General features: G+C 64.9%; 17 protein-coding genes. 7 read left to right on the top strand and 10 right to left on the bottom strand.

All coding sequences use genetic code 11. The features are described from left to right. Positions 1 to 88: 88 nt before the first annotated feature. Entirely contained in the window at positions 89 to 2,461 is a 2,373-nt protein-coding gene (locus BI327_RS12090; protein ID WP_076860439.1) for a xanthine dehydrogenase family protein molybdopterin-binding subunit, read from the bottom strand. A gap of 199 nt (positions 2,462 to 2,660) precedes the next feature. Between BI327_RS12090 and BI327_RS12085 the strand changes: the two genes are divergently transcribed. Together BI327_RS12085 and BI327_RS12080 are read left to right on the top strand one after the other, a co-directional pair. Further along, entirely contained in the window at positions 2,661 to 3,704 is a 1,044-nt protein-coding gene (locus BI327_RS12085) for a Ppx/GppA phosphatase family protein (RefSeq protein WP_083742036.1), read from the top strand. Positions 3,705 to 3,870: 166 nt separating this feature from the next. Further along, positions 3,871 to 4,596, top strand: coding sequence for an RlmE family RNA methyltransferase (locus BI327_RS12080; RefSeq protein ID WP_076860438.1), 726 nt, complete (start codon positions 3,871 to 3,873; stop codon positions 4,594 to 4,596). Between the two features lie 108 nt (positions 4,597 to 4,704). Here BI327_RS12080 and BI327_RS12075 read toward each other — a convergent pair whose 3' ends face one another. After that, the gene (locus BI327_RS12075; RefSeq protein WP_076860437.1) at positions 4,705 to 5,475 is read right to left on the bottom strand and encodes a COG4705 family protein; all 771 of its coding nucleotides are present in this window, start codon (positions 5,473 to 5,475) and stop codon (positions 4,705 to 4,707) included. 350 nt (positions 5,476 to 5,825) lie between these two features. Between BI327_RS12075 and BI327_RS12070 the strand changes: the two genes are divergently transcribed. Beyond that, positions 5,826 to 6,665, top strand: a complete 840-nt coding sequence (locus BI327_RS12070; RefSeq protein WP_076860436.1) for a Crp/Fnr family transcriptional regulator — start codon at positions 5,826 to 5,828, stop codon at positions 6,663 to 6,665. Positions 6,666 to 6,690: 25 nt separating this feature from the next. Here the strand turns inward: BI327_RS12070 and BI327_RS12065 are convergent, their stop codons facing one another. From BI327_RS12065 to BI327_RS12055, 3 genes are all read right to left on the bottom strand, one after another. Further along, positions 6,691 to 6,888: a hypothetical protein gene (locus tag BI327_RS12065; RefSeq protein WP_076860772.1), complete on the bottom strand. Its 198-nt coding sequence runs from the start codon at positions 6,886 to 6,888 to the stop codon at positions 6,691 to 6,693. 114 nt (positions 6,889 to 7,002) lie between these two features. Further along, the gene (locus tag BI327_RS42270) at positions 7,003 to 7,458 is read right to left on the bottom strand and encodes a phasin family protein (RefSeq protein WP_159450438.1); all 456 of its coding nucleotides are present in this window, start codon (positions 7,456 to 7,458) and stop codon (positions 7,003 to 7,005) included. A 709-nt stretch (positions 7,459 to 8,167) separates the two neighbouring features. After that, a complete protein-coding gene (locus BI327_RS12055) occupies positions 8,168 to 9,655 on the bottom strand; it encodes an MFS transporter (RefSeq protein WP_076860434.1) in 1,488 nt (495 codons plus the stop codon). Between the two features lie 236 nt (positions 9,656 to 9,891). Between BI327_RS12055 and BI327_RS12045 the strand changes: the two genes are divergently transcribed. After that, positions 9,892 to 10,137, top strand: a complete 246-nt coding sequence (locus tag BI327_RS12045) for a hypothetical protein (protein ID WP_076860432.1) — start codon at positions 9,892 to 9,894, stop codon at positions 10,135 to 10,137. A gap of 191 nt (positions 10,138 to 10,328) precedes the next feature. Next, a complete protein-coding gene (gene guaB, locus BI327_RS12040; RefSeq protein ID WP_076860431.1) occupies positions 10,329 to 11,819 on the top strand; it encodes an IMP dehydrogenase in 1,491 nt (496 codons plus the stop codon). A gap of 109 nt (positions 11,820 to 11,928) precedes the next feature. Here the strand turns inward: guaB and BI327_RS12035 are convergent, their stop codons facing one another. From BI327_RS12035 to BI327_RS42265, 3 genes are all read right to left on the bottom strand, one after another. Next, positions 11,929 to 12,837: an oxidoreductase gene (locus BI327_RS12035; RefSeq protein WP_076860430.1), complete on the bottom strand. Its 909-nt coding sequence runs from the start codon at positions 12,835 to 12,837 to the stop codon at positions 11,929 to 11,931. 5 nt (positions 12,838 to 12,842) lie between these two features. Further along, positions 12,843 to 13,400, bottom strand: coding sequence for a TetR/AcrR family transcriptional regulator (locus BI327_RS12030; protein ID WP_076860429.1), 558 nt, complete (start codon positions 13,398 to 13,400; stop codon positions 12,843 to 12,845). 81 nt (positions 13,401 to 13,481) lie between these two features. Beyond that, positions 13,482 to 13,631, bottom strand: a complete 150-nt coding sequence (locus tag BI327_RS42265) for a hypothetical protein (RefSeq protein ID WP_159450437.1) — start codon at positions 13,629 to 13,631, stop codon at positions 13,482 to 13,484. A 70-nt stretch (positions 13,632 to 13,701) separates the two neighbouring features. Between BI327_RS42265 and BI327_RS12025 the strand changes: the two genes are divergently transcribed. Together BI327_RS12025 and BI327_RS12020 are read left to right on the top strand one after the other, a co-directional pair. After that, the gene (locus tag BI327_RS12025) at positions 13,702 to 14,724 is read left to right on the top strand and encodes an NADP-dependent oxidoreductase (RefSeq protein WP_076860428.1); all 1,023 of its coding nucleotides are present in this window, start codon (positions 13,702 to 13,704) and stop codon (positions 14,722 to 14,724) included. Between the two features lie 87 nt (positions 14,725 to 14,811). Continuing rightward, the gene (locus BI327_RS12020; RefSeq protein WP_394329847.1) at positions 14,812 to 15,126 is read left to right on the top strand and encodes a hypothetical protein; all 315 of its coding nucleotides are present in this window, start codon (positions 14,812 to 14,814) and stop codon (positions 15,124 to 15,126) included. Positions 15,127 to 15,132: 6 nt separating this feature from the next. On the opposite strand, the gene BI327_RS12015 is transcribed toward BI327_RS12020, so the two are convergent. Then, positions 15,133 to 15,969: a metallophosphoesterase family protein gene (locus BI327_RS12015; protein ID WP_076860426.1), complete on the bottom strand. Its 837-nt coding sequence runs from the start codon at positions 15,967 to 15,969 to the stop codon at positions 15,133 to 15,135. Further along, positions 15,951 to 16,523 carry a hypothetical protein gene (locus BI327_RS12010; RefSeq protein WP_143271586.1) on the bottom strand — a complete coding sequence of 191 codons (573 nt, stop codon included), beginning with the start codon at positions 16,521 to 16,523 and terminating at the stop codon, positions 15,951 to 15,953. The genes BI327_RS12015 and BI327_RS12010 overlap by 19 nt, the downstream gene beginning before the upstream one ends.

Below are 16,523 nucleotides of genomic sequence, written 5' to 3'. Positions count from 1 at the left end.
GTTCTATCGCTGACGTCTCTGGAATACTGGATCACCCGCTTTCGCTTTCGCGGGTGATGACAGTTGTACGCGTTGTGACGGAGCGCCCTTACGCCGCCTTCGCCTTGGCGTCATGGATCGCGCGCCAGACGCGTTCCGGCGTCAGCGGCATGTTGATGTGCTTGATGCCGTATTCCGACAGCGCATCCACCACGGCGTTGACGATGCAGACGAGGCTGCCGGCACAGCCGGCTTCGCCGCAGCCCTTGGTGCCGAGCGGGTTGGATTTCGCCGGCGAGGGATGATCGCCGACCTGCATCGACGGCACGTCGCCGGCGCGCGGCAGCGCGTAGTCCATGAATGAGCCGGTGATCGGCTGGCCGGAGGCGTCGTAGCTGACTTCCTCCATCAGCGCTTGGCCGATGCCCTGCGCGACGCCGCCATGCAGCTGGCCGGCGACGATCATCGGATTGACCACGACCCCGAAATCATTGACCGCCGAATAGCGCACGATCCGCGTCACGCCGGTGTCGGGATCGATCTCGACCTCGGCGACGTGGCAGCCATTCGGGAAGGTCGACGCCGTCTCCTTGGTGGCGTGATCGACGTCGAGTGTCTCCGGCGTGCCCTCCGGCATCTTGCTGTCGCGCATCCGCTCGGCGAGCTCCATGATGCCGATCGAGCGGTCGGTGCCGGCGATGGTGAAGCGGCCCTGGCCGAACTCGATGTCGGCCTCGGAGGCCTCCAGCATGTGCGCGGCGGCCTTCTTGCCCTTCTCGACCACGAGCGCGGAGGCCTCGACGATCGCCTGTCCCGTCGCGGTGATCGAGCGCGAGCCGCCGGTGCCGTTGCCGAACCGGACCAGATCGCTGTCGCCCTGTTCGAGCGTGATCTTCTCGAAGGGGACGCCGAGCTGGTCGGACAGCACCTGCGCGAACGGCGTGGCGTGGCCCTGGCCGTAATCCAGCGTGCCGGTGGTGAGCTTCACCGAACCGTCCGGCTCGAAGCTGATCTTGCCGAGCTCGCCGGACGGCGGCGCGGTGACTTCGAGATAGGAGCCGACGGCGATGCCGCGCAGCTTGCCGCTCTTCTTGCTCTCCTTCTTGCGCTTGGCGAAATTGTCGTAGTCGGAGATCTCCAGCGCCTTCTGGAACACGCCGGCGAAGTCACCGCTGTCATAGGTGACGCCGGAGGCGGCCGGGAACGGCAGCTGCGACGGCTTGATGAAGTTGCGCTTGCGCAAGGTGAAGCGGTTGATGCCCATCTCGTCGGCGGCGGCGTCGATCAGCCGTTCCATGTAGTAATTGGCCTCGGGCCGGCCGGCGCCGCGATAGGCGCCCATCAGCGTGGTGTTGGTCAGAACCGTCTTGATGTCGACGCCGAGCAGCGGCGTGCGATAGACGCTGGCGAGGTTCTTGCCGGTGTTGAGCGACAGCGGCCCCGGCGCGACGCCGGTGATGTAGGCGCCGAGATTGCCGTAGCCGGACAGCCGCACGGCGAGGAATTTGCCGTCGGCATCGAGTGCGAGCTCGGCGTGGATCAGCTGCGCGCGGCCCTGGCTGTCGGACAGGAAGCTGGTCGAGCGCTCGTCCAGCCACTTCACGGGTCGGCCGAGTTGGCGCGCCGCATGCGCGATGCAGGTGTATTCGGGATAATTGAGGTTCTTCATCCCGAACGAGCCGCCGACATTCCCGGTCAGGATGCGGACCTTGTCGGCAGGCACGTTGAGCAGGCGCGCCAGGATCGCCTTGTTGCCGGAAACGCCCTGGGTCGGCACCTGCAGCGTGAAGCGTTCGGTCTTCTTGTCGTAATGCGCGAGCGCGACGCGCGGCTCCATCGAGACCACGGCGACGCGGGTGTTGACGATGTCGAGTTTTGTGACGTGCGCGGCGGCAGCGAAAGCAGCGTCGATCTTGGCGGTGTCGCCATAGTGGTAGTCGAGCGCGACGTTGTTGGGGATGGTGTCATAGAGCTGCGGCGCGCCGGGCTTGGCGGCTTCGGCCGCATCCGTCACCGCAGGCAGCGGCTCGATATCGACCTCGACGGCCTCGGCCGCATCGCGGGCCTGGGCCGCGGTCTCCGCCACCACGAAGGCTACGGGATCGCCGACGAAGCGCACCTTGTCGGTGACGAGCGCCGGGCGGTTGGTCTGCAGCAGCGGCGAGCCGTCGCGGTTTTTCAGCGGCAGGCCGCAGGTGAAGGGGTTGTAGCCGGCGGCGGCAAGGTCGGCGCCGGTCCACACCCCGAGCACGCCCGGCATCGCCCGGGCGGCTGCGGTATCGATCCTCTTGATGATTCCATGGGCATGGGAGGAGCGGACCATCCAGCAGATGGCCTGGCCGGGCAGGGAGAAATCGTCGGTGTATTTGCCCTTGCCGCGCACCAGGGTGTCGTCCTCCTTTCGTCGAACAGGCTGTCCGACACCGTATTTTTGCAGTGCGATAGCGTTTTCGAGGGAGGCCGGCGGCGTGTGATCTTGCATCGGAAAATGACCTGAAATGCCCGGATTTGCTGGAGTTTGGGGGCGCTGAGGAGATAACGCACACCCCCCTTAACGACAACGCCCGATTGGGCATGGACCCAATGTGAACGGAGTTTGCGTAGCGCTTTGACGCTGCTAAAGTTTCCGTGAACGACAATTATTCGGCAGCCCATTTGGGTCCTGCGGAAAGACAGTTTTGATGAATGACGATGTGCGGCTTTGCGACGGCCTTGCGGCCGGCGAAGCCCCGTCAGGGTTGGTTGCGGCAGCCTCGGAAAGTGGCGTCTACGCCGCGCTCGATCTTGGCACCAACAATTGCCGGCTCCTGATCGCCTGTCCGACAGGCGACGGTTTCCGCGTGGTCGATTCCTTCTCGCGGATCATCCGGCTCGGCGAGGGCATCGCCGCCACCGGCTCGATCAGCGAGGCGGCGATCGAGCGCGCGATTGCGGCGCTGGCCATTTGCAGCGACAAGATCCGCTATCGCAAGGCCCGCCGGCTGCGGCTGATCGCCACCGAGGCCTGCCGCGCCGCCGGTAACGCGGAAAGCTTTCGCGCGCGCGTCGCGGCCGAGACCGGCATCGAGCTCGAGGTGATCGACCGCGAGACCGAGGCGACGCTCGCCGTGATCGGCTGCTCGCCGCTGCTCGACCCGAAGGGGCGGGGCGCCATCCTGTTCGACATTGGTGGCGGTTCGACCGAGCTGGTGCGGATCGAGCGCGATCCCGATGCGCCCGATACGCCGCCGCGCATCAAGGCGTGGATGTCGATCCCGCTCGGTGTCGTGACGCTGGCCGAACATTTCGGCGGCCGGAACGTCACCAGGGATATGTATGCGCAGATGATCGACGAGGTCGCGCGCCATGTCGCGCCGTTCGCGGCCGAGCACGGCCGGGATTTGCGCGACATGCACATGCTCGGCACCTCGGGCACCGTGACCACGCTCGCCGGCGTCTTCCTCAATCTGTCGCGCTACGACCGCCGCCGCATCGACGGCATCTGGATGAAAGATTGCGACGTCACCGCGACGATCCAGAAGCTGCTCGGCATGAGCTATGAGGCGCGCGTCAGCAACAACTGCATCAGCGTCGAGCGCGCCGACCTGGTGCTTGCCGGCTGCGCGATTCTCGACGCGATCCGCAACGCGTTCCCGATGCCGCGGCTGCGGGTGGCCGACCGCGGCCTGCGCGAAGGCATGCTGGTCGAGATGATGCGCGAGGACGGCGCGCTGCGGGCGTGCTAGAGCTTCTCTTGCCTCGCCCCGCTTGCGGGGAGAGGCCGGATTGCATGTCAATGCAATCCGGGTGAGGGGGACTCTCCACGAGCCCATCTCTCACCTCAATTGCGGAAACAGCCCCTCACCCCAACCCTCTCCCCGCAAGAGCGGGGCGAGGGAGTAGAGAAGTAGTATGGCGAAAGACACCACCGGGCGGCTGCACGTCACGGTCAAGAGCGGCGGCAAGCGAAAGCTGTCGTCAAAACTCTGGCTCGAGCGCCAGCTCAACGATCCCTATGTGGCCAAGGCCAAGGCGATGGGCTATCGCTCTCGCGCGGCCTTCAAGCTGCTCGAGATCGACGACAAATATCGCCTGCTCAAGCCCGGCATGACGGTGGTCGACCTCGGCGCTGCGCCCGGCGGCTGGAGCCAGATCGCCGCGAAACGCACCGGCGCCGCCGACGGCAAGGGCAAGGTGGTCGCAATCGATCTGCTGGAGATGGGCGAGATCCCCGGCGTCACCTTCGCGCAGCTCGACTTCCTCGACCATGACGCGCCGGAGAAGCTGATCGCGATGATGGGGAGCCGCGCCGACATCGTGATGTCCGACATGGCGGCCAACACCACGGGCCATCGCAAGACCGATCAGCTGCGCATCATCGGCCTCGTCGAGACCGCCGCGCATTTTGCCGGCGAGGTGCTCAATCCCGGCGGCACGTTCCTGGCAAAAGTGTTCCAGAGCGGCGCGGACGCCGAGCTGGTCGGACAGCTGAAGCGCGATTTCGCCACCGTCCGCCACGTCAAGCCGTCCGCGAGCCGGCAGGACTCCTCCGAGCGTTACGTGCTGGCGACCGGGTTCCGCGGGCAGCAGCCGTCATTGCGAGGAGCCAACGGGTCCGGCCAGGGGCCGGCCCGATGATAAACTCAGCGACGAAGCAATCCATCGCTCCGCATATGCGGCTGGATGGATTGCTTCGCTCCGCTCGCAATGACGGGGAGGGAGCCGTGCAAAGGCCCTCGCGAACTCCTACGCCGCTGTCTCCGACGCTCTCGGGTGCGATCCGGCGCGCTGCGGCAGGACCAGCACGCAGAGGATGATGAAGATCGCGAGAACCGCCGACGCGATCGGGCGGCTCAGCGCGAGACCACCGTCGCTGACCGGCTTGTCGAGGAAGTCGCCGACGGTCGCGCCCAGCGGCCGCGACAGGATGAAGGCCAGCCAGAACAGCGTCACGCGCGACATCGAGGTCCAATAGTACGCCGCGGCGATCGCCGCCAGCGCGGCGCCGAACACCAGCGCGCCACCCTCGTAGCCGAGACCGGAATCGGCGATCCAGTCACCGAGCGCGGTGCCGAGCGTCTGCGAGAAGGTGATCGCGGTCCAGTAGAACGCCTCGACCCTGGGGCTGCTCACGGTGTTGACGGAGATCGAGCCGAGGGACCAGTACCAGAGGCCGAGCGTGAGCAGCAGCAGAAGGAGTAGCAGGCTCGATCCGCCGGCATAGCCGATGCCGAGCGACCGATCGGCGAAATCGGCCATGGTCGTGCCGAATGTCGTCGATGCGACGATCGTCGCCCAATACAGCACCGGGTGAAACGCTTTCGCCGCGATCTGCGCCGCGACGAGCGCCACCAGCACGAACAGGAACAGCATGGTCCCGGCCAGGTAACCCCAGTTCAACGTCATCGTGACGGTGTCGCCGCCGGTCTCGCCGAGCGTGGTCGCGGCGATCTTGATGATCCAGAACACCAGCGTGACTTCGGGAACCTTGCTTCTGGTGTATTCGATGGAGTTCATGCGGAGAATCTCAGTGGACTGACGATCCGCTCCTACCGCGCAAACGAGGCATCGTTCCGGCGCAGCAATTCAACAAAACTTGCGTTGCGTCTGCGCAGGCCGGCCCTCGCCGCGGCCAGCCCGACGCAGCCGATAGCCCTGGCGGGCAAGGCTGTAGCGTTACCCCGGTACGGCGATACGCGGGGGGTGCCTCGGAAGAAGCGGGCGCGCACCGAGCTGAATCTATTGGAACTCCCTCCCGCGCGGCGTATTCTATTTTCCCGGCGCGGTCTGTTCGTTGCGTATCTCAGCCTGACGCTACCGCGGGATCCGTGCAACGAGCCGCGCCTCCGTCTGGGAGATGTCCCGCGATGGAGTACAGGACGCGCATAGGCAATCGTCTTCTGGCTGCGCTGCCGCACGCAGATTTCGATCTGCTTGTGCCTCATCTCCGCAAGACATCGCTCGAACGCGACCTCGTGCTGGTGCGGTCGGGCGATCCCGTCGGACAGATCTATTTCCCGTGCACAGCGTTGATTGCGTTCGTCATGGACATGCCGAACGGACAGGCCGTCGCGACCACGGTGATCGGCAATGAGGGAGCGGCCGGCATCCTGTCGGCACTGCGGACGATGCATTCGCCGATGACGGCGGTGGTTCGGGTCGCCGGCACGGCTTGGCAGATCTCGCCGGCGCGGTTTCAGGCTGCGCTCGTGCGGAGCCACGCGCTCGCAGATGCGGTGCAGCTCCATATGCGGTCGTTGCTGGTGCAGTTCCAGCATATGGCGGCGTGCAATGCGCTGCACTCGGTGGAAGCCCGTCTGGCTCGCTGGCTGCTGCAGATTCACGACCAGATCGGCCAGGACACGCTCCCGCTGACGCAGGAGACGCTGTCGGAATTGCTGGGCGTCAGGCGAACGACCGTAACCCACGTCGTGCAAAAGCTTCGCGCCTCGGGCGCGATCCGGTCCAACCGGCGCAGCTCGATCGAGGTCGACAGACAGGGCCTCGAAGCCGCGGCCTGCGAGTGCTACGGAATCATGCGGGACAGGATCGATCGCATCGTTTCGGCCGAAGGATTGAAACCGTCCGGTCGCGGTGCCACCGCAGCGCAAGGGCCGCAGCGTCCGCACGCTCAGCCATGGACCAACGGCGACAAGGTTCAGGTACGCCCGCATGTGGCGGGTGCCTCGCGATCACGCAGCCATTGATCAGCCTGTCAGGCGACCGCGGACGTCAGGACGCCTTGAGCATCCGCTCGCCGGGTTCGTCGACCCAGGCGTCCTTGGCAAACCATTCGTGGGTGGCCCGGCAGATCGTGCAGTAGGTGCGCGAAAAGAACACGGCGCTGCAGCGAAATGTCTCGCGGTCGGCTTTCTTGTCGGTTGTGATCGCGCGGCCTGTCCGCGGACATCTGATCATGATCACGCCCACGGCGTCCTCCTCCAATGTCGGGTATGCTGGATCCGCACCCCTCGGCTGGACGGCGTCTCTTCTTGTGGGGGACGCTCGTTCCAGCCGGGGCTCCGGGAGCGGGGGGCTTGCTCCTCAGGAAGCTGTCTTCAACGCCCTTGCAAGGCTCTTCTTGAGGGGCTCGGAGGTCTCGGTCGCGACCTTCTTGGTGAGCTCCCAAAGCTCCTTGTTCTGCGTGGTGGTGACCTCGAAATTCCTGCGGCCATGCTCGGCCGAAAGCTGGATCGCTTCCGACAGCGATTTGGTGCCGGCAAGATCGGTCACGAAGGCGAGGGCCGAACTGGCGTTGGTGCTCGTGATCTCGAGTAGCTTGGCTGCATAATCCGCGGTGCCGTTGGCGTTGATCGAATAGGCTTCCCTGAGCAGGAGGGAGATGTCCGCCGCGGCCTCCTTGACCTTCTCGAACTGCTCCTTGGCGCGCGTCGCGTTTTGCTGGGCGATGCCCTGGAAGGCCTTGGGGAAGGCAAGCAGGGGTAGGCCGAAGCCGACTTTCGGATTGCCGTTCACTTCGTTCGTATTTGCGTCACTCACTGGCTCTGATCCTTTCAAGCGAAACTCAATCAACGAAAATCGGACCTTCCGTGGTGTACGGACACCACGGAAGGGATTCCGGAGCGCTTCCTCGTGCATGTTTTCTGCTGATGCGGCGTCACTGCGTGCCCGCTTGAGCCGCACTGTGCAGGATCGGCAGCGGCGCTTCCGTTCGCTTTCTGACTCTCGCGGGGATTTTTTTGCAGGACGCGACGTCGTCCGGATCGGGATGCGCTCAGGCGAACGTTTCAGCGTGGTCGATAGGAACCTGGAAGGGACGGCCGGAGTCGAATCCTTGCTCCCGGCGCCCGAGCCCCCCAAGCCCCACCGGGAGAAAACCCCCCACTGGGTTGGCGGCCTTGGTGCAGCAGCGTTTCGCGCACTCGGGCCGTTTGATGAATAAAGGGCTGGCAAAGCGACATTCCCAGGCGCATATCCTGGCAATGGCGACAATTGTTCAATGCAATTGCGGCGCCGAGTACAGACGCACTGACGAGAAGTTCTTGGTGCCGCACACGGGTGACGCGATCTGCACGGTTTGCGGAGCTGCGCTGGAATCGTGGCTGGAAGCGACCCACGTTCCCACATACGAACTTATCGAACGTCCGGATCGACGACAGACAACGGGAATGACCGGCCATCCTTAGCGGCCCGGTCGTGACCTGACGGCGCGCTTGTACCGTGCCTCGCGAACAGCTCGCTCGATCGACTACCCCAGCCGCTGATCCCGCGCGTTCTGGGTGTCTTCGGTTGCGACCTTGACCGCTTCGGCCGCGGCGCGCTTCTCGGCGCCCTTGCGGCTCGAGATGTCGATCGCCTTGCGGCCGGCGATCTCGTTGCCGGCTTCGGCCGGCATCTGCCAGAAGAACCAGGCGGAGGCCGCCGAGATCAGCGAGACTACGATGAAGGCCGGCCCGAACACGTCGGCGGAGAGCTCGGTCTGATGGTGCAACGCCAGCACGGTCTCGACCGAGAACGCGCCGACGGCGACGCCCGCCGACACCGCGAGCTGCTGGTTGACGCTGACGAGGGTGGTGGCGCGGCTCATCTGCGGGGCCTCGACCTCGGCGTAGGCGACGGTGTTGATCGCGGTGAATTGCAGCGAGCGGAAGAAGCCGCCGACCACCAGGATGGTGAAGATGAGCATCAGCGGCGTCGAGATCGTGAACAGGGCGCAGGCGGCGAGGAAGGCCGAACTGACCACCGCATTGACGGTCATCATGTTGCGGAAGCCGAAGGCCTTGATGATACGGGCCGCCAGCGTCTTCATGCCCATGGCGCCGACCGCCGAGGCAAAGGTGACGAGACCGGACTGGAACGGCGACAGGCCGAAGCCGACCTGCATCAACAGCGGCAGCAGGAACGGCAGCGCGCCGATGCCGAGGCGGAACATGAAGCCGCCGACGATCGACGCCCGCATGGTCGGCAGCCGCAACAGTCCGAAATCGAGCACCGGCGAACCGGTGCGCCGCGCATGCAGGACGTAGAGCGTCATCGAGATCGTGCCGACCCCGACCAGCGCAGCGACGATCGGCCACGGCAACAGATTGAGGCCGGCGACCGAGAGCCCGAAGGCGATGCCGGCAAGCCCGATGCCGGCCAGCACCAGGCCCATCAGGTCGAAGCGCTCGGGGTCTTCGCTCTTGATCGGGTCGATGTATTTCAGCGCCAGGAAGATGCCGAGCAGCCCGATCGGAATGTTGATCAGGAAGATCCAGTGCCAGGAGAAATAGGTGGTGATGAAGCCGCCGAGCGGCGGCCCGATCACCGGGCCGATCAGTGCCGGCACCGTCACCCAGGCCATCGCGTTGACCAGCGCGCTCTTGTCGACCGAGCGTAACAGCACTAATCGCCCAACAGGCGTCATCATCGCCCCGCCGAGGCCTTGCAGGATGCGGGCGAACACGAAATCGGTCACCGAGCCCGACAGCGCGCAGCCGATCGAGCCCAGCATGAACACGGCGACCGCACCGGCAAACACGATACGGGCGCCGAAGCGGTCCGCGGTCCAGCCGCTCGCCGGGATGAACACCGCGAGCGACAGCAAATAGGACGTGATCGCGAGCTTCAGCGTGAGGGGGCTGGTGCCGATATCAGCGGCGATCGCCGGCAGCGAGGTCGCAATCACCGTGGAGTCCATGTTTTCCATGAACAGGGCAGTGGCCACGATGAGCGGGATCAGGCGTTGTTTGTTCATCAAAATAGGACAGCTATGCTGAAAAGGCGGGCGAGGGGGCCATATCATCCTGCCCTGAGCGGCGCTATTGCGGAACCGGCCAAACGCCCTAAATCCAGCGTGACGCTGGTATGCATCCGCCCGTGCTCGAGCCCGTTCCGACAGGGTCGGAACGGGGCTCTGGATTCATGTTTTGACGCGTTTTCTTCACGCGAACCGGTAACCACTTCGCTCGAAAACGCTCTGGAAGGTTCGCCGTGATCTACGTCCTCGCCGCTCTCTTGCCGCCGATCGGGCTGCTCCTGAACGGACAGCTGTTTTCGGCCATCTTCAATCTGGTCCTGATCGTGTTTTGCGCGATTTTCGGGCTGTTTTTCCACGTCTTGCTGCTGGTGCCGTCGGCCCATGCGGTCATCGCCGTCCACATGAAGCGGGAGGACCGGCGCCACCGCGAGATGGTCGAGGCGATCCGCCGGTACGGGCCGCCGCAGGGTTATCGCTAAATAGGCTGCCGGGGGCCGTAAAAAGCCTGTGCATGGCTGGCAAACACTTTGATTCGTCATGCCGCCATGCTATCGACCAGCGTCAACCCCACCGATGGGCACCGATTCGACGGTGACGCAGCTAGCGTCGCCGAAGGCGGCGTTCATCCGTAAGACCCATCGCGGCCGCGGCCGCAGATAAGGAGTTGGCAATGGCCACGGGATTTCCGGCTATCCGAGAAGCCTTCACGTTCGACGATGTGCTTCTGAAGCCCGGTCTGTCGGATGTCCTTCCCTCGGAAGTCGATATCCGCTCGCGCGTCACCCGCGCGATCTCGCTCAACATCCCGATCATGGCGTCCGCGATGGACACCGTCACCGAGGCGCGCATGGCGATCGCGATGGCGCAGGCGGGCGGCCTCGGCGTCATCCACCGCAACTTTGATCCCGAGGGCCAGGCCGCCCAGGTGCGGCAGGTGAAGAAGTTCGAATCCGGCATGGTGGTCAATCCGCTGACCATCGGCCCCGACGCGACGCTGGCCGACGCGCTGGCGCTGATGAAGGAAAACGGCATTTCCGGCATTCCGGTCGTCACCGGCGCCGCCAAGAACACGCCCGGCAAGCTGGTCGGCATCCTGACCAACCGCGACGTGCGCTTCGCCAGCGATCCCAGGCAGAAGGTCTCGGAGCTGATGACGCACGAGAACCTCGTGACCGTGCGCGAGGGCGTCAGCCAGGACGAGGCGAAGCGGATGCTGCACAAGCATCGCATCGAAAAGCTGCTCGTCGTCGACGACCAATATCGCTGCGTCGGCCTGATCACCGTGAAGGACATCGAAAAGGCGGTCGCCCATCCGCTCGCCTGCAAGGACGCGCAGGGCCGGCTTCGCGTTGCCGCCGCCACCACGGTCGGCGAGACCGGCTACGAGCGCACCGAGCGGCTGATCGATGCCGGCGTCGACGTCGTCGTGGTCGACACTGCGCATGGTCACTCGCGCCATGTGCTCAACGCCGTCAACCGCATCAAGCGGCTGTCCAACGCCGTGCAGGTCGTGGCCGGCAATGTCGCCACCGAAGGCGGCGCGCAGGCGCTGATCGATGCCGGCGCTGACTGCATCAAGGTCGGCATCGGCCCTGGCTCGATCTGCACCACGCGCATCGTCGCCGGTGTCGGCGTGCCGCAGCTCACCGCGATCATGGACGCGGTGGCGGCCGCGAAGAAGGCCGACGTGCCCGTGATCGCCGACGGCGGCATCAAATATTCCGGCGATCTCGCCAAGGCGCTCGCCGCCGGCGCCGACATCGCGATGGTCGGCTCGCTGCTCGCCGGCACCGACGAGACGCCCGGCGAAGTCTTCCTGTGGCAGGGCCGCTCCTACAAGGCCTATCGCGGCATGGGCTCGGTCGGCGCGATGGCGCGCGGCTCGGCCGACCGCTACTTCCAGCAGGACATCAAGGACACGCTGAAGCTCGTGCCCGAAGGCATCGAGGGCCAGGTTCCCTACAAGGGCCCGGTCGGCAACGTCATGCACCAGCTCGCCGGCGGCCTCCGCGCCGCGATGGGCTATGTCGGCGCCAAGGACATCAAGGACTTCCACGAGAAGGCCGAGTTCGTCCGCATCACCGGCGCGGGCCTGCGCGAGAGCCACGTCCACGACGTGACGATCACGCGCGAAGCCCCGAACTATCCGGGCGGGGTGTAAGCCTCACACGACGTCATTCCGGGGCGCGTCGGAAGACGCGAACCCGGAATCTCGGGATAACGATTCGGTCCTTCTGATGTGGGAGCCACGTGGCCGTGGCCTTTCGACGTTAGAGTGGGAAACCTATCGCCGATATCCGCTCGAGCTCGTCGACCAGGATGCGGCCGGCCTCGGTATTCTCGGCGATCGACGACGTCTTATCTTCGGTCGGATGACCACGCAGTCTCATGAAGCCGCCGGGTCCGTAGTAGCCGCCCGGTTTCACGTCAGTCGAGGTTGCAGCCATGAGAGTCGGCTCCGCTCCCATGCCGGCGTTCTGAACCAACGGATAGACGGCAAACGCCGCGAGCAGCATGAGGGCGCTGGTATCGGCAAAAAGGTTCGTCTTCGCCGCGCCGGGGTGGCAGATGACCGATAGCAAACGGTCTCCGGCGCGCCTCTGCAACTCCCTTGCGACCAGGATATTCGCGAGTTTCGTCTTCGCGTAGGCCTTGATCGGTTTGTAGCTTTGCCTGGAGTCGAGGTCTGCGACGGGCACCGGGCCTCCCATCGCGTGGGTCCCGGACGCTACGGTAACGACGCGCGGCGCGGCCGATTGCAGCAGCGCGGGTAGCAGCAAGGCCGTCAGGCGGTATGGACCCAAGACGTTGGTCGCGAACTGCATCTCATGTCCGTCGACGCTTTCCCGGCGCTCCGGGAGCGCCATCACGCCTGCATTGTTGATCAGTACGTCGATCGGCCGGGACAGCGACAGCCGGCTCTCCGCGAACGCATTCACCGACCTGGGATTCGACAGATCCAGTTTCCCGATGTCGACGTTGGCGTTCGCCGCGATGGCAAGGATCCGGCGAGCCGCGTCGGCGGCCTTCATTTCGTTCCGGGAGGCAATTGTCACTTCCGCTCCGGCACGCGCCAACTCCAGCGCCGCATGCCAGCCGATGCCGCTGTTGGCGCCGGTCACGATGATGCGCTTTCCGACTTGTGAAGGAATGTCCTTCACCGTCCATGCTTTAGTCATACTCATTACTTTCGTCTGTTGGGCGGCGCGAAGCGAGCCACGAGAAGCTGCACGCGTTGCTCCAGCACTACCGTGGTGGGCTCGTCGCTGAGAAGTCCATCAAGCGCGAGCACGAAAACCTCTGCGGCTGCTTCGTCGCCGCCGAGGATCCTCGCAACGCATTCGGTGGCCACGCTGCGGTGCCGGGCCTCGATTTGCGGGTCCAGGCGCTCGCAGACGTCGAAGAATTCACCCGCCATCGGCGCTCCGACCATGTCAGCCCAGGGTTCAATGACCATGAGCCTGCACACTTCAAGCAGCCGCTCGCCCGGCGAGCCGGCGCCGAGGGTAGCTTTCTTCGCAGCCGGATGGCGGGAGATGAGCCAATCGGTGAAGACCGCAGTGAAGATGTTCTCTTTGTCCTTGAAGGTCCGATAGAGCAGCGTGCGCGAAATCCCGGCGCGCTTTCCGATGTCGTCGAGCGAGGTCTTCGAGAAGCCGAAGTTGAGAAAGCACCAGCGCGCCGCCACGAGAATCTTCAGGCGGCGCGCCTCTGCTTCGTCCTGGGTGAGCTTGTTTGTCACGATGTAAACAGTCTGACAAAAATCGTACTTAGTGTCAACATGCTTCAAAAGGGGCGCGTGAAGAAAGCGGGATGGGTGCCATCATTGGTGGATGGAATGGATCCCGGGCTCGTGCTTGGCATCGCCCTCGATGCGCAATTGCGCATCGGGGAATGACGGTGGCGCCAGCGCCTCGCTCGGCATGACGGCCGTCATTTCAAACAACGTTTCAAACAAGTCGGCGCGATCCATCTCCCTTGCGGGGAGGCTGATTGCGTGACTACGTGTGCGCCACGAACCAATCACCTCAAGAGGAAAAATCATGTCCCAAGGAAAGCGCATCGTTCTGGCTTCGCGCCCGCATGGCGAGCCCACGCCGGCCAATTTCAGGCTCGAGGACTACGCGCCGCCGACACCGGGTGCCGGCGAGGTCTTGCTCCGCACCATCTGGCTGTCGCTCGATCCCTATATGCGCGGCCGCATGAACGACGGCCCGTCCTATGCCGCACCGGTCCCGGTCAACGGCGTGATGGAGGGCGGCACCGTGAGCGAGGTGATCGCGTCCAACAATCCCGGCTTTGCCAAGGGCGATATCGTGCTGTCGCGCGCGGGCTGGCAGACCCATGCGCTGTCCGACGGCAAGGGCCTCGCCAAGATCGATCCGAAGATCGCCCCGATCTCGACCGCGGTCGGCGTGCTCGGCATGCCCGGCATGACCGCCTATACCGGCCTGCTCGAGATCGGCAAGCCGCAGCCGGGCGAGACGGTGGTGGTTGCCGGCGCCTCCGGCGCGGTCGGCTCGGCGGTCGGCCAGATCGCGAAGATCAAGGGGGCGCGCGCGGTCGGCATCGCCGGTGGCAAGGACAAGTGCGATTACGTCACGCGCGAGCTCGGCTTCGATGCCTGCCTCGATCACCGTGATCCGGATCTGGCGGCGAAGCTGAAGGAGGCCTGCCCGAAGGGGATCGACGTCTATTTCGAGAATGTCGGCGGCCCCGTGTTTGAGGCGGTCTATCCGCAGCTCAATGCGTTCGCGCGCGTGCCGGTGTGCGGCCTGATCGCGCACTACAACGACCGCGAAGCTCGGGCGCCGAAATGGGCCTCGTCGATCATGTTCGCGATCCTGACCAAGCGGCTGACGTTCCGCGGCTTCATCGTCAGCGACTTCGCCGCGATGCACGGCGAGTTCCTGCGCGACATGTCGCAGTGGGTGCGCGAGGGCAAGGTCAAGTACAAGGAGTTCGTGACCGAGGGTCTGGATAGCGCGCCGGAGGCGTTCATGGGCCTGCTCAAGGGCGCCAATTTCGGCAAGCAGCTGGTCCGGGTCGGGCCGGACAAGGCCTGAAGTAGGGGGCCTTTCAGCTCCCAATCCGCGCAACAAAGTATCAAAAACGCCACATTGGCGGGGTTTTGGGGGCCTTTTGGCCCCCATTTGCTTGACGAGGACCGGAAGTACTTGATTCAATATGGCTATATTTCAGGTGTAGCCATGGTTTTTGAAGCTATTGTTGTCGGGGTCATTGTCCTCGCCGTCGGTTATTGGGCGACGATGTTCGTCATGGGCCGCCGCGACGACGTCTTGCACGGAAAATTCGTCGAAGAGGAGCCGGCCGCCGAGCCGGTGCGCTTCATGCCGCACGTACCGCGGGTGCGGCCGGCGCCGGCAGCGCCGCAGCCGAACAAGGACTCGCTGCAAGCGCTGCTCACCGTCATCAAGCGGGACCTGCACGACGCGGCGCGGAACTGACGCTGCTCAAGCCGGCTCTTTGCCCAGCAGCATGTCCAGGTCGACATCGACCTGGCCCTTCGCCCTGACGTGGCGCACCTCGAAACTGTCGGGCTGGAAGCGGTACTCGACGAGACCGACTTCCTTGATGCCGATCACCTCCTGCCGCGCGTCCGAGATGACGAAGCCGGCCGAGGGCGCCCAGATCTGCCTGACATGCTCGAACGTGTAGTCGCGGCGCTGGTGCACATGGCCGCTGCCGACCAGGCGCCAGTCGACCTTGCCGAACATCTCGATCAGGCGCCGCCGCGCCGGCTGCGGCACGAAGCGGATCGCGGTCTCGACGCGCTCGGCATCGTAGGGCAGGTCGAGATAGAGCGGCTTGTGCAGGAACAGCGCGACCGGTCTGCCGACGGCCTTGTCGAGCGTTGTGGCGAGCCAGTCGAACTGCTCGGCCTCGCTGTCGAGGCCGGTGTTCATGATCAGCGAGTTCAGCCCGATGAAGCACCAGCCGGCGGCGTCGAAATGCCAGCGGTCCTCGCCGAGCACCGAGGTGAAGGCGTGCCGCGTTTCTTCGGTCGGCAGCTGTGAAGGCGCAGGCCCGACCGCGGTCGGATTGTCGCCGATGTCGTGATTGCCCGGCAGATAGAGGCAATCGACCGGCAGCGCACTGTGCAGCTGCTTGGCGAAGGCCATGTCGTCGCGGCTGGTCGGCCCGTCGAACGAGACGTCGCCGGAGTTGAGCACGAGATCGGGACGCGTTGCGTCGATGTGCTCGCTGACGCGATGGAAGTTGTCGATCAGCGGCTTGAAGCGGCGCGCGAGGTGGGTGTCGGAGATTTGGGTCAGGCGAAACTGGGGCATTGCATCGCTCCTTTCGCCTGGAACATAGGTCGGCGCGGAGTCGGAACGATGACGTTTTCGTCGTCTTCTTCGATGCCCTGTTTGATGGGTTGTTTGATGTCTTGTTTGAATGAGCCCTTGATCGCGAGCGGCTTGATCGCGGGCGCCGGCACGACAGGCGGACTCCTGCGGCTACCGAGCAGGCCGGTGCTGGGCAGGTTTGTTCCGGTGTCCGATGGCGCTGCGCTCAGTCCGAAATAATCGCGCATGTCCTGCCGCATGTCGTAGACGGCAAAGCCGAGCAGGCCGAGCACCAGCGCGGTGGCGAAGGAGTGCGTGACAATGTCGTGCGTCGAGCGATAGAAGCCGCGGAAATAGACCGAGAGCAGGATCGCGACCAGCAGCGCCGCGGCGACGCCGGCGAGCCCCGCCATCACCATGCCGAGCCCGCCATCGGCTCCTTCGTCGAACCCGCCGGTGCCGGGGTCGATCGCCGTCAGCAAGGAGGTGAGGAGATCGCCGAGCGCCTCGGCCGCCCGGGCAGCGCCGTCGAGGATCGGGGTGATGAGGCTCAT

It is taken from the genome of Bradyrhizobium mercantei (assembly GCF_001982635.1).
GTDB lineage: Bacteria > Pseudomonadota > Alphaproteobacteria > Rhizobiales > Xanthobacteraceae > Bradyrhizobium > Bradyrhizobium mercantei.
The sequence above is the reverse complement of the archived record's forward strand: the minus strand, read 5'-3'. Positions and strand labels throughout refer to the sequence as shown.